Source organism: Mariniphaga sediminis (assembly GCF_003573545.1).
Classification (GTDB): Bacteria; Bacteroidota; Bacteroidia; order Bacteroidales; family Prolixibacteraceae; genus Mariniphaga; species Mariniphaga sediminis.
Window position 1 is genome coordinate 1 of the sequence record NZ_QWET01000007.1, and the last position, 13466, is coordinate 13466.

Here is a 13466-nt window from a genome sequence, read left to right on the forward strand (position 1 = left end):
TGGATTATAAAAAGCCAGAGAAAGTGTTCTGCTCGGCCGCTTAGATTTCGTTTCCCGCCCAATTGGGCGGGAAACGAAATCTAACTTATCTTTGAAGTAATGTTGTCTAAACAAGGGGAGTATTTAACAATACTCGCCTTAATTCTTGAAGAAATTGTCTGTTTTTCAAAAAATTGAGTTTCTTTCATTTGGTTGATTGTATTTGGTTTTTTAGCCTGTGCAAATCGTTAAGTAACGGGTTTCTTTAATTTTTCATTCAATCCTTTTTTAAAGTCAAACACTTGTTTTCCATATGTTTCTGCAACTCTAAAGGTCTTAATGTGTAAACAAGGGGAATAATAAAAACCGACATTTCCTATTTTTGCTTTTACAAAGTTTCCTGAGAAATCTTTTTTCATTTCTCCTATTAACTTTCCATTCATTACTTCTATCTCTTTTGAAAAAAGTTTATGAGCGGTTTCCCCTAAAGTCAATACTATGTCGGGTTTATAATTCTCAATTTCATTAATTAAGTAAAACTTGCAAAACTCAAATTTTGGTTTTAAAAATTTTAGTGGACCTTCGTTACTTAAAGTCGGAGGTTTTTCAAATTGACATTTTACAGAATTTGTTGCATAAATCTCAATTTTGTCAAAATTTTCTGTTCCAATTAATTCCTTTTCCAACCATTTTCGGAGTTGTCCATTCTTCCCCTTTGTTTCTTTTAACATTAATACCGTATTAACTCTTTCTGGTTCTTCAAATATTGTTGGGTCTTGCCCTATTAATAGTAGTTTCAGTCCAGTTCCATTTTTATGAAAAGGGTCAATTCTGGAAATATTTTTAGGTTTGCCATTTAAATTATCACATTTATTACAATCTAACGGATAACCATATTTTAATCTCAACTTAGTATCCATATTCTTTTTTTCAAGCTTGCACCTAACGGTCACTTGTAAGTTGTCGTTGCGGATTTCGGAGAGCGTTCCTGTCCGATAGGACGGAACTGCGAAACGAGAATCCGGCGAACGACACACCGCGAACCCCGCAATGCAATTTACAAATTGTTAGGCACTGGATTTTCATTAAATTCATCAACTAAATAATCAATTGGAAAGAATAGTTTTATCAAATCAAATGCCTGATTATCTGATATTCCATTATCAATTCTCAACCATTTTGTCTTTGCGATTAATTCAATTCTCTTTTTGTCATAGATTAATTTTGGTATGTCAAAAGGATGAACAAAGTGGGTTGCTAAGTCAAAATGATTAATATTCTTTGATTCCTTGTCCAACAATAAATGGGCATATAAAATTTCTTCTCCCTGTCCGATTATTTGCCAAAGTTGGATTTGTATATTCGCTTCGTTCAAATTTCCCAATACATATAAATCAGCATAAACTCCTTTGTCAAAGTTTTTCTCTCTTTCGCAGATGAACCATGAACTTATAGAGTCTCCGTCTTTTATAATCCGGTCAAGTATTGTTTGGTAATTTACAGAATAGACAGGGATTCTACTTGTCACAGAATTATAGCTTTTACTGATTTTGATTTTTGAATAATTTTCTAGTCCGTTTTGATATAAATATTCAATGTGTTTCTTAATTTTTTTGTCTGGAAAAACCCAATAACCATCAATCTCATAAATTCGATGAAATGGTGTTGATTTAAGCTTAACCTCTTTTAATTTTTTGAAATCAATTAAGCCATCTTTATCAAAATGTTTTTCAAATATTTTCGTATTACTGTAATTCAAAGGAGCTACTATGAATAAATTTTTATTCTTGTGATAAGATTTTACCTCTACTGATTCTCCAAGAAATAAATCTCCTCCAAAAACTAAATATTCTTGGTTGTCTGGGTCTGTTCCTTTTGCGATACAGGGACCAATCATATTTTTACTGATTCGTAGCAACATGCTAATTCAATCTTGTGCCTAACGGTCACTTGTAAGTTGTCGTTGCGGATTTCGGAGCTCGTTCCTGTCCGATAGGACGGAACGTTGTTGCGAGAATCCAACGAACGACATACCACGAACCCCGCAATGCAATTTACAATTTGTTATGGCTTGTAATTTTATTCAATGTTTAACAGTAATTTAAATGATTCTTCCAATTTGTCTAGTAATTCGATGATATCTGAAATTAAACTAATCAATTTTTCATGAAGAATTTCAATCTCCTCCTGGTCTGGTTTATAATTTGAAACCTCAGACATAGAACTAAATGTATTTTCTCCAATTGAAAATAAATCTTTCAAAATTTCATTCGTGCGTTCAAACTTTTTTATTAACTCATTTAAATTTTCAGATATAGACTTGGTTAGATATAATCTGTTTAAGCCTACAACTTTTTGTATTTCAATGCACTCTTTTTCAATACTATTTAGTTGTTCGAAGGAAAGTGAGGTTTCTTGCAGTTTTATTTTTTCATACTCTACTTTTAATAAGTATAGTTTAGAATATAAATCCTTAATCAATAAAGCTCTTTCCTCATGGAGTGTTTTAAATGCCAATATCTTATTTTGTTTGGTTGATTCAATTTCTATTTTAAGTTTCTCATTTTTTAATTGTAAATTACTTTGAGTTCGTGCTAGTTCTTCTTTTAAATAATAATCAAAAAGCTTTTTAAAAAGAAATGCGCATAGTCCAACAATGCTAAAACTACCAATACTTACAATTCCTAATATTTTGAATATTTCTGTCAAGCTGCTATACATAGTTAATTAGTTCAAGTTGTGATTTTGAAAGAACTAAAAAATCAGGAAGGTCATAATTTGCCGATGATATGTTTGTCTTTTTTTCAAGATAGATAAACCCCGACCGAGAGGTGTCGTTTTTGACATAGTAGTTCCTTATTTTGTCATAGTTGCAATACGTTTTTAAGACTCTATTGATAACACTCAATGTAGCGTGATTATGACAAAGAAGAGAGTTTATAAATAGAAATAAAACAGTAGTTAAAGGTACTTTTGGAAAGTCTGTTTTTTCAATAAGAATTCTATAACAAAATGTATGTAGAAATGATTCTAGTTCTTCTTTTCTTACTCCAAATTTTGGGGCAAATTTCGCATTCTTAAAGCTTAGTCTTCTTAATCCCTCGGGGTCCTTAAAGAATGATTTACAAATCGGATAAACTCTTTCAATTAAGAGAGCATTTAAATACAATGAAGAAGAAGAAGATAAAGCGACGGTTAAAGCTAATTCGTTTGGAAGCTTAAGTAAAAGCTTTAGACTCGATGGTATATTTGGTAACCTTACCAAGTGCTCTGCCGCCAAATACTCTTGTGTTGATTTATGAGCAAATTCATACTGATTTTGTGACACACAAAGTATTATGCCAGTATGTGTCTCAATTTCTCGAATTACAGTTTTGATATCATTTTTGGGCAAGTCAAAACTTTCATAGATAGATGTATAGATATCTTGAAGTTGTTCTTTGGTGAAAATATTTTCCTGATATTTATATGTTAATATAAATGCAATATTTGCGAGGAAATCCAGTTTTCTATCAGGTTCAAAATTGATGTACTTGGAGTTTCTGATAACCTGCCTCTGTTCGTCCCATTCTTCAATTAGTAATGCAACGACTTTTCTATGTATAGTTCTGGGTTTTTCTGGTATTGTGCCTATTCTTTCATAAATAGCACATAAGTGGGATAAAGTTAAAGGTCTTATTGCGGTATCATAATATGGTGATTCTTTAATTTTCTTAAGAAAATCGTTTGATTTATTATTGTCTCTAAGCCATTTCTCCGCAAATTCTTTCAATTGACTTGGATTCAGGGAACATATTTCAAAAATACCAGAATTGTCAATGTTAAGATTAAAATCACTTGTCCTAGAAGTTAAAACAAATCTGGAGGACTTTAAGGAATGAGATAATTCAATAATTTCATCAATTAACTTTTCTCTATGTTCAGTAATCTCATCATAACCATCTAAAATCAAGAGAACATTGAAAGCATTGAGAAATTCAATAAATATATTAAGCAGTGTTCGATAGTTGTCCTTAAAGCTATAATTCTCAATTTTTTCTTTTTTTATGGTCTTCTGGATAATTTTTTCATTTATTTTCTCTTCTATTATTGTTTCTAATTGTGTCCTAATGCTAATATCTAATTCCAATTTTTTAAGAAAGAAACTTACAATAGAATTATCATAGTCTTTGAGTTCTCGCAACTTTACTAGAAATGGTAGATTATATTTATGACCTTTATTTTCCGAAGAATAATTGTGGAGAACCTTTTTCATTGAAGTCGTCTTTCCTGCACCAGGTTGTCCTAAAATAATTAGGTTGCTTCGACTCTTTTCAATTAATTCGATTAAAGGTTTCCTTTTATTTTTCTCAGAGGAATCGACATGAAATTTTAAAGGAGTTAGGTACAAATCTAAATCAACATAAATATTTGAAATGTTTTTTGAACCATTCAAATCGTTAAACTTAATCTGTCGAGACCAATTGTAATTAGCTTCGATAAATGAATTTAATTTATTTATGAAATCAGAACTATTTGTATTTATTAAAAAATTTCTATTTGTAAATTTCTTTCGAATTTTATCGAATTTTATAATGTTGTTATCGTTCATTGTCATCGGTTTATTATAAGCCATAACGTCTGTATAAGTTTACTTGTAAATATATCATTCTGCTAAAGCGATTATTTTGTTCCTTTTCTGTGCCAGGGGATTGGCTGAAAAAGTTTTTCTGAGAATCGGTTTGTTCGGAATATAACATAGGTTTTTGGTCGTTTGTTGATATACAAAAAATTACGGGAGCTAAATTAGGAATTGCCTTTGAAAAAAGCAAGAGAAAACAGAAAGGAGTCTGCTGGTTTTCTGGAAGTCACATAAAAAAAGCAGGTGCGGATTTGTATCTGAAATCCGCACCTGCCGAAGAGGGCATGACTGCTACATTTGCTGCCCTTTTTTTTATTTCAATAGTTTTTCAAACAGCCAGTTGCTTTTTTGCTCCTGCTGCTCGGGGAAAGTCCAGTGCTGCGTTTCCTGAAAAACGTGTAACTCTTTGGGCGCACGGATTACGTTGTAAGCAGCGTGCATGGAAGTAGGCGGGCACACATTGTCGTTGTATCCCCAGCTGTACCAGCCTGGTACCTGAACAAAGCGGGCAAAATTTACCACATCGTAATATTTTGAGGTTTCCACTTTTTCGGGTTTGTTGGTAAAGCTGTCTCGGAACATGTGTGGCCAGCCACCTGCCCGGTCGTGCAAATACCCGGTTAAGTCGGAAAGTGCCGGGTAAAGGGAGGCCAGGTAATCGATACGGTCGTCCAGCCCGGCCGTAATAATCGATAGGGCACCTCCCTGGCTACCGCCGGTAACGGCAATGTCTTCTCCGTTAAAGCAAGGGAGCGATTCGATAAAATCCACTGCCCGCACACAGCCAAGATAAACGCGTTTGTAATAATAGTTGTCTTTGTCGTCCAGGTTGGTTACCCAGTATTTATTGAGGGCACCATACCGCAAATCGTTGTAAACGCCCTGATCGAGGTTCACCGGAATACCATGAATACCAATCTGGAAAGTGATAATTCCCTTTTCGGCGCTCCAGGTGTCGCCGTTATAGGGGCGGATACCTGCACCCGGAACATGCAGGATGGCCGGATAGTTGCCTTCGGCTTTGGGTTTGCACAAGATGCCGTAAATTTTTCCTTCAATATTGTCAATGCTCACGTGGTACACATCCACTTTATCCGTACACCGCTCGGGCATCAGTGTCAATACTGGTTTTATGGGTACTTTGGCCAGTTCGGCTTTGGCTTCTTTCCAGAACTGTTCAAAATCGGATGGGAGAGTGGTGGTTGGCTCAATGTCACCGGGCGAAAAACCTGCCGTAGCGTAAGACGAATATGTTTTGCCGTCAACCTCTACCGAAGCGTGGCAACGCAAAAAACCCGCTTCTTTGAACCGTTTGGCTTTTACCGAAGCCACACCTTTTTTTAGGGTTACCGTTCCTTCTTCCCACGTATCCACTTTTTCTGGGTTGATGCGGTAACTCACTTCAATGTTATCCAGCAGTACATTGTTTTTTAATACGGTAATCTGAAATTCGGCCCGGTCACCTTTTTTATAGGTCCAGTCGGCATTATTGGGCGTAACAATTACCTGCACAAGTTTTTTGGCAGGCTGACCAATACTTTGGGAGCAAATTCCTGCGATAAGCAGGGATAGTAAAAAAAACTTAATTTTCATCATTGTAAATTTTATTTCATTTATGTTTATCCATTCGGTCCATTCATTTTGCAACGTTTTCAGGGTTCTGAATATGTAACCCCGAAATTAAAAATTTAAATGTATTTGCAGGACTGACCGGGTAAATTACTCTGAAATAATTTTTAGACTCCTAAGGCCGCAAAGATTATTTTCAGCGATTTTTTTACAGATTATAGATGATCAGCTTTTCAATACCGGAATTACGTTGAATGCTGTTTTTGCATGAAGATGAAAAACAGCCTCGAATTTTCTGCTTCGTCTTGGCTTTAAGGAAAAGATGAAGACCCCGGCAGGAGAAATAGATCTATTAATACAAATCAAGAGTTGAACCCACTTCGGGGTTCTTTTTATACCCAATTCATTACCATGGGTTTTACCCGTGGCTATTATTGTTTAATCCCTTTCGGGATAAAGAAATGTCCGAAGGACATAAATAAAAATAGCCCCGTGCGAAGCTCGGGGAAGGCAATGCGGGGTAGAGACGCACCCCGGAGTGGGTTGAATTTCTGATAATCAGATCAATGTCAACTTTTGATTCGTATTATTCTTTAATCTTCTTATCCCACTAACATTTTTAATGTGCTTTGCCTTAAGAAATCAAATAGGAGTGTTAGAAATGTCACTTTTTGTTTCGGGGAGCTGAAATTTTTGCTTAAAAATCTAAATCCACCGGATTTTTCAGATGAGCCGAAAAAGGGGATGAAACAAGCAGTTGCTTTTTCAGTTGGAGGGATATAATAAGGCGCGGTTAGTTTTAATGTGCCATTGCCTTTCTGATTTGCCGGTCTGTCATTTTTCCGGAGTGGATCAGCAGGGAATACTTCAATGTGAGCGGAACTGACGTGGAAACCGGAACCGTTCCGCTCCCGGGGAATGCAGCATTTTGCATACTGCTTTTTGCCCGGAGAATCCAGGGTTGCGGATAGCCGGGATTGGAAGGATGATCGACGATTACAACTCCGGCCTTCTGTCCCTCCTTGCCCAGGCTTCCGGAAACATCAATATAACCGGGTGATGTCACAGCCAAAGTTTGGGGTTCTACTTTTCCGTTTTTGCCGGAAAATGTTACATCTTCCGGTAATATCATCCGCACAGAAAAACCGCTATAACCTTTTTCATCTTCTGAACCGCCAATAGAAAGGTTCTTTTCCAGGGCCAGAAGGTTGATTTCAAAATCAATTCTCCTGTAGTTTTTTGCTTGAGGATAAATCGTGATCGTTGTATTTTCTTTGAGATAAGGTTCTTTTTCCCCGTTTTTGATCCATAGATCCGAAAGCCATTCCACTTCGCTTTTTAAAACTCCCGAGCCGTCGCTTTGTGCAAAAAACTCTACTTCGGCAATGTGCTGCTCAAAACTTTCAAGCGCCCAGGGGTCCCCAATCCGTTGATCTCCGATCCACACCTGGTGCCATGCCCAGAAAATTCCCCGGTGATGCAGGTGGTCATCCGGAAAGTCTTCTGTCAGAATAGTTCCGTCTAATCCCCACAGAGGATGAATGTAATGACGCCGTTCATATTCCCCTTCGTGGTTTTTGGGAGCTTTCTGGTAGAACAAAATATTTTCATCCCCCTCTGTAAAAAGCAGGCCTTGTTCATCTTTTTTGATGGTAACCTGTGCAAAGGAATTCCCCCATGCAAACCACAAAATAACCCCTGTAAGCAAGAAAAATTTCATATCGTACGCATTCTATTCCAAAAGTTCCCCTAAAATACAATATTAAATGAAGATGTTGAATTCATTGACCGGAAAATGGAATACAAAAAAAACTCCCCGGGAATAAACGGGGAGTCTTTTAATCATAATCGGTATTGTAAATTATCTGACAAAGAGCAGCTCTCTGTACTTGGGCAGAGGCCATAATTCATTATCTACAATCAATTCCAGCTTGTCGATGTGGTAACGAATATCATCGAGAAATGGTCTGACGGTGATATCGTAAGCTTCCGCTTTTTCAACAGTATCTTCTATTACATTTGCCTTTTTGCGGGCTTCGATCATCTCTTTTCTTTTTGCTTTGATGGCCGAAACATGCATGCCGATTTCCCTTATCAGGTCTAACCTTGCACTGGCAAGTTGTTCAAATTCTTCGGCAGAAAATACTTCTTTGATGTTTTTTACATTCTTAAGCAATGTAGTTTGATATTGTATTGCTGTAGGAACAATGTGATTGATTGCCAGGTCACCCAAAACCCTTGCTTCAATCTGGATTTTCATGATAAACTTTTCATACTCAACCTCAACCCTGCCGTGCAGTTCCGACTCGTCCAAAACCCCCATTTTTTCAAAAAGAGATTTGCTTTCAGGGCGCAGGTAAGCAGAAAGGGCCTCAGGTACGTTTTTAATGTTGCTCAGGCCACGTTTCTCGGCTTCTTTTACCCAGTCATCGCTGTAGTTGTCGCCGTTAAAACGAATGGGTTTCGAAGCAATAATGAGTTCTTTCAGCACCTGGAAGATGGCCTCGTCTTTTTTGGTTCCTTTTTCTATTAACGCATCTACTTCTTTTTTAAATATAACCAACTGGTTGGCCACTACCGTATTCAGTACAATAAGTGCCGATGCACAGTTGCCGGAGGAACCTACTGCACGAAATTCAAACCTGTTTCCTGTAAAAGCAAAGGGCGAAGTTCTGTTGCGGTCGGTATTGTCAAGGATAATTTCCGGTATCCTGCCAATGTTTAACTTAAGGGCTGTTTTTTCGTCGGGGGTCATCTTGCGATCAACTACCGCCTCTTCCATTAAATCGAGCATTTTTGAAACTTCGGTTCCAAGAAAGGCTGAAATGATGGACGGAGGGGCTTCGTTTGCGCCAAGACGATGTTGGTTCGCTGCGTTATAAATACCTGCACGCAATAAATCCTGATGGTCATAAACTGCTTTCAGCGTATTGATTACAAAGGTGAGGAATAGCAAGTTTGATTTTGGATTTTTCCCCGGGGAAAATAGGTTTACACCCGTGTTGGTTGAAAGAGACCAGTTATTGTGCTTGCCCGATCCGTTGATCCCTGCAAAAGGTTTTTCGTGGAAAAGTACACGGAATTTATGCCGTCGGGCAATCTTTTGCATAATATCCATTACCAGCTGATTGTGATCGTTGGCAAGGTTTGCCTCTTCAAAAATAGGAGCCACCTCAAACTGGTTGGGAGCTACCTCGTTGTGTCGTGTTTTAATGGGTATGCCCAGTTTGTAAGCTTCATTTTCCATATCCTGCATAAACCGGTTTACCCGCGTTGGGATGGAAGAAAAATAGTGGTCGTCTAATTGCTGATCTTTCGAAGAAGCATGTCCCATTAACGTGCGGCCGGTCAGCATCAGGTCTGGACGGGCCATGTAAAGAGCTTCATCGATAAGGAAATATTCCTGTTCCCATCCCAGGTTTGACTGAACCGAAGCGACATTCTTATCAAAATAATGACAGACTGCTGTGGCAGCTTCATCTACTGTACGAATGGCGCGCAGCAAAGGAGTTTTGTAGTCAAGCGCTTCGCCGGTGTAAGAAATAAACACCGTCGGAATAGTGAGCGTGGTTTCACTGATGAATGCCGGAGAGGTAGGATCCCAGGCAGTGTAGCCGCGGGCTTCAAAAGTCTGACGGATACCTCCGCTGGGGAAAGAAGAAGCATCGGGTTCCTGCTGTGCCAGTAGTTTCCCTGAAAAAGCTTCGATTACGTTGCCTTTTTCTCCATGCTCGACAAACGCATCATGTTTTTCAGCGGTGGAATCGGTAAGCGGCTGGAACCAGTGTGTGTAGTGTGTGGCTCCGTTGTCCATAGCCCACGATTTCATTCCCTGGGCTACCTGGTCGGCCATTTTCCGGTCTACACTTGTGCCTTTTTCAATCGCTTCCATTACAGCATTGAATGCTAATTTTGAAAGGTACTTTTTCATTTTTGCCTCATCGAATACCAACGTGCCGTAATAATTCGAAACCAGGTTGTCCTCCCGTTTAACATCTACGGGTTCCCTGTTGAGGACTTCTTCTAATGCTCTTAATCTGAATTGTGCCATACCATTAAATATTAAGATTTTTTTTATGAATCAAAAATAGATGATTTTTGTAGATAGTGTATAAAAAATAGGGGTAAAAAATGAAATTTGTTGATATTTTTTTAACAATACTATGTTTTTTATATGTGTTTTTATGAAAATATCATATTTTTCTGTGATTGACCCTCGAAAATAGGACCCTTGTCAAATTGTTTTGTTTTTCGGATTTAGTATTTTTTCGGTGTTAAGAGTAAAATAGAATGGGGGGTGTAATAAAAATGCATCTGTATTGTCTAATCATTATTAAAATTCGATCAATACCCGGATTTTTGATATAATCAATTAATTTCGCAATTAAAAACTGAAAAGCGATGGGAACTGACAGGCGTAGTTTTATTAAATTAGGTGGGACGGCAGTTGCCGGGGGGATGCTTTTGCCCCCGTTTTTACAGTCGTGTCAAAACGTTCAAATTTCAGGAAACGTGAAAAGTTATTTAGATCATTTTGAGGTTTCGGCCGAAATGCTGCAAAAAGTAATTGCAGCGGCTATGAGCAAAGGCGGCGATTATGCCGATCTTTTTTTCGAACATAAAAAATCCAACAGCCTGGGCCTGGAAGATGGTAAGGTGAACAGAGCCTATTCAAACATAGGGTTTGGAGTAGGTATTCGGGTATTAAAAGGCGATCAGACCGGGTTTGCCTATTCGGAAACAGTTACTCCGGATGCTCTGGTAAATGCGGCAAAACTGGCCGCCAACATTGCCAACAGCAAAAACGGTTTCTCTCCGGTGGGGCTGAATGAAAAAGTGCCTGCCGGGTATTACAATATTTCCAGAAAGTGGGAAGATATTTCTGTGGAAGATAAGGTGCCCTTTGTTCAGAAGATGAACGACAAGGTATTTGCGCTTGATGAAAAAGTAATTAAAGTGAATGCTTTTTTGAGTGATCAAACATCGTATGTGCTGTTTTATAATTCAGAAGGCAGGCTGACTTACGATTACCGCCCCATGATCAGTTTCGGTACGGTATGTATCATGCAAAAAGATGAAAGAGTCGAAAATGCTTATGTGGCCCGATCGTTCCGGAGAGGTTTTGAATGGCTTTCCGATGGGTTGGTTGACGAACTGGCGCATGAAGCAGTGGACCAGGCCAACCTGCTGTTTGAGGCTACCAAGCCCAAAGCGGGAGAAATGCCAGTAGTGATGGGCGCCGGAGGCTCGGGGATTTTATTGCATGAGGCAATCGGACACACCTTTGAAGCCGATTTTAATCGTAAAGGGACTTCCATTTTTAGTGACAAAATGGGGAAAAAAGTAGCCGAAAGTTTTGTCAATATCATTGACGACGGAACACTTGAGAATAACCGTGGCTCCATTAATATTGATGACGAAGGGAATGATGTGCAGAAAACCTACCTGGTGAAAGACGGAGTGCTGAACAGCTACATTCACGATCGTATCAGTGCAAAATATTATGGGGTAGAGCCTACCGGAAACGGAAGGCGGGAATCATTCAGGAGTATACCATTGCCCCGAATGCGCGCTACCTATATGGAAACAGGGCCGCATACCAAAGACGATATTGTATCCAACGTAGATTACGGGGTGTATGTGGATAATTTCAGTAATGGTGAAGTGAAAATCGGTGCAGGCGACTTTACCTTTTTCGTAAAATCAGGATATCTGATTGAAAAGGGCAAACTGACCCGGCCCATCAAAGACATTAACATTATCGGCAATGGCCCGCAGGCTTTGGCTGATATCACCATGGTAGCAAACGATTATCGGATTGACAACGGAACCTGGACCTGTGGAAAAGACGGACAGTCGGTTCCTGTAACCTGTGGTTTACCTACCGTGCTTGTGAAAAAGTTAACTGTGGGGGGGTCGGTCTAAAAACATGTCAACCTTAAAGATTTTTGAAAATGACAAAACAGGAAAAATATAATCTGGCGAAATGGGCCATCAGCCATGCGCTTGAAAATGGGGCACAACAGGTAAGTGTAAGTATTTCGAACAGTCGAAGCAGCAGTGTAGAAGTGCGCGAAGAAAAGATTGACAAACTGGAGCAGGCCATCCAGAGTAATCTTTCCATCCAGCTTTTTGTGGATAAAAAATACTCTTCTCATTCTACCAACCGGTTGAAAAAAGAAGAGCTGGCAGGTTTTATAGAAGAGGCGATTGCGGGTACGCGCTACCTTTCAGAAGACGAGTTCCGTACATTGCCTGATCCGGAACTGTATTACAAGGGCAACGGACAGGACCTGAAAACACTTGATACGGGTTTTGATACCTATGATCCCCAACGAAAAATCGACCTTGCTTTTCAGGCTGAAAAAGAAGTGCGGGGGAAAGATGAACGGATTATTTCCGTTTCTGCCAGTTACTACGACGGGATGAATGAACGGGTAATGGTTACCAGTAACGGGTTTGAAGGAGATATGGCCAATTCCTACTACGGGTTGCATGCCCAGGTTTCGGTGAAAGGCGGTGATGCCCGGCCCGAAGCTTCCTGGAGTGAGAATGCTATTTTTTATGAAAAGCTTAAAAAGGCCGGAATCGGACAAAAAGCGCTGGAGCGGGCCCTGAAAAAAATAGGACAGGAGAAAGTGGAGTCGGGAAAGATGGACATGATTGTTGAAAACAGGATGATTTCCCGTTTGTTTGGCCCCCTTATTTCAGCCCTAAACGGCTCGGCAATTCAGCAAAAGAATTCCTTTTTGGTAGACCGGCTTGGTGAAAAGGTTTTTTCTGAAAAGTTGACTGTAACGGATGATCCGTTTATTATTTTCGGACGTGGCAGCAGGCTGTTCGACGGCGAGGGGCTGGCAACAAAAAAGCGGCTGGTTTTTGAAAACGGCGTAGTTAGAAATTATTATATCGATACCTACTACGGTAAAAAACTGAAAATGGAACCTACCGGCGGTAGTAACACGAACCTGGTTTTCAAAACGGGCGGTAAAGATTTAGACGGACTGGTTTCAACGGTAGAAAAAGGAATTCTTGTTACCGGGTTTAACGGGGGAAATTGTAATGGTTCTACCGGCGACTTTTCTTATGGAATTGAGGGGTTCTTCATTGAGAAGGGACAGTTGAAACAACCGGTTTCTGAAATGAATATTACCGGAAATATGAAGGAATTGTGGTCAAATATTGGCGAAATTGGGAATGATGTGAATGAGAATTCGTCATGGCTGACTCCCTCTGTCCTTTTTTCGGGTGTTGATTTTAGCGGAGCATAGAACATTGTTTGCAGTTCGTAATTCCC

The 13466-nt window shown here is 39.1% G+C and carries 9 protein-coding genes; 2 read left to right on the forward strand and 7 right to left on the reverse strand.

The features are described 5' to 3' along the window. Window positions 1-227: 227 nt before the first annotated feature. The 7 genes from D1164_RS10370 to D1164_RS10400 form a co-directional block, all read right to left on the reverse strand. The gene (locus D1164_RS10370) at window positions 228-899 is read right to left on the reverse strand and encodes a uracil-DNA glycosylase family protein (RefSeq protein ID WP_119349914.1); all 672 of its coding nucleotides are present in this window, start codon (window positions 897-899) and stop codon (window positions 228-230) included. Between the two features lie 137 nt (window positions 900-1036). Then, window positions 1037-1900: a hypothetical protein gene (locus tag D1164_RS10375; RefSeq protein WP_147372145.1), complete on the reverse strand. Its 864-nt coding sequence runs from the start codon at window positions 1898-1900 to the stop codon at window positions 1037-1039. A 158-nt stretch (window positions 1901-2058) separates the two neighbouring features. Further along, the gene (locus D1164_RS10380; RefSeq protein ID WP_119349916.1) at window positions 2059-2700 is read right to left on the reverse strand and encodes a hypothetical protein; all 642 of its coding nucleotides are present in this window, start codon (window positions 2698-2700) and stop codon (window positions 2059-2061) included. Further along, window positions 2693-4570, reverse strand: coding sequence for an NACHT domain-containing protein (locus tag D1164_RS10385; protein ID WP_172594423.1), 1878 nt, complete (start codon window positions 4568-4570; stop codon window positions 2693-2695). The genes D1164_RS10380 and D1164_RS10385 overlap by 8 nt, the downstream gene beginning before the upstream one ends. A gap of 342 nt (window positions 4571-4912) precedes the next feature. Further along, entirely contained in the window at window positions 4913-6196 is a 1284-nt protein-coding gene (locus tag D1164_RS10390; RefSeq protein WP_206610983.1) for an acetylxylan esterase, read from the reverse strand. 772 nt (window positions 6197-6968) lie between these two features. Further along, window positions 6969-7889 carry a DUF6807 domain-containing protein gene (locus D1164_RS10395; protein ID WP_119349918.1) on the reverse strand — a complete coding sequence of 307 codons (921 nt, stop codon included), beginning with the start codon at window positions 7887-7889 and terminating at the stop codon, window positions 6969-6971. 141 nt (window positions 7890-8030) lie between these two features. Beyond that, complete coding sequence (locus tag D1164_RS10400) at window positions 8031-10220, reverse strand: glutamine synthetase III family protein (RefSeq protein ID WP_119349919.1); 2190 nt, start codon at window positions 10218-10220, stop codon at window positions 8031-8033. 350 nt (window positions 10221-10570) lie between these two features. On the opposite strand from D1164_RS10400, the gene D1164_RS10405 reads away from it, so the two are divergent. Both D1164_RS10405 and D1164_RS10410 read left to right on the forward strand, forming a co-directional pair. Beyond that, entirely contained in the window at window positions 10571-12094 is a 1524-nt protein-coding gene (locus D1164_RS10405; protein ID WP_119349920.1) for a TldD/PmbA family protein, read from the forward strand. Window positions 12095-12123: 29 nt separating this feature from the next. Then, window positions 12124-13440, forward strand: a complete 1317-nt coding sequence (locus tag D1164_RS10410) for a TldD/PmbA family protein (RefSeq protein ID WP_119349921.1) — start codon at window positions 12124-12126, stop codon at window positions 13438-13440. The last annotated feature ends 26 nt before the right edge of the window (window positions 13441-13466 follow it).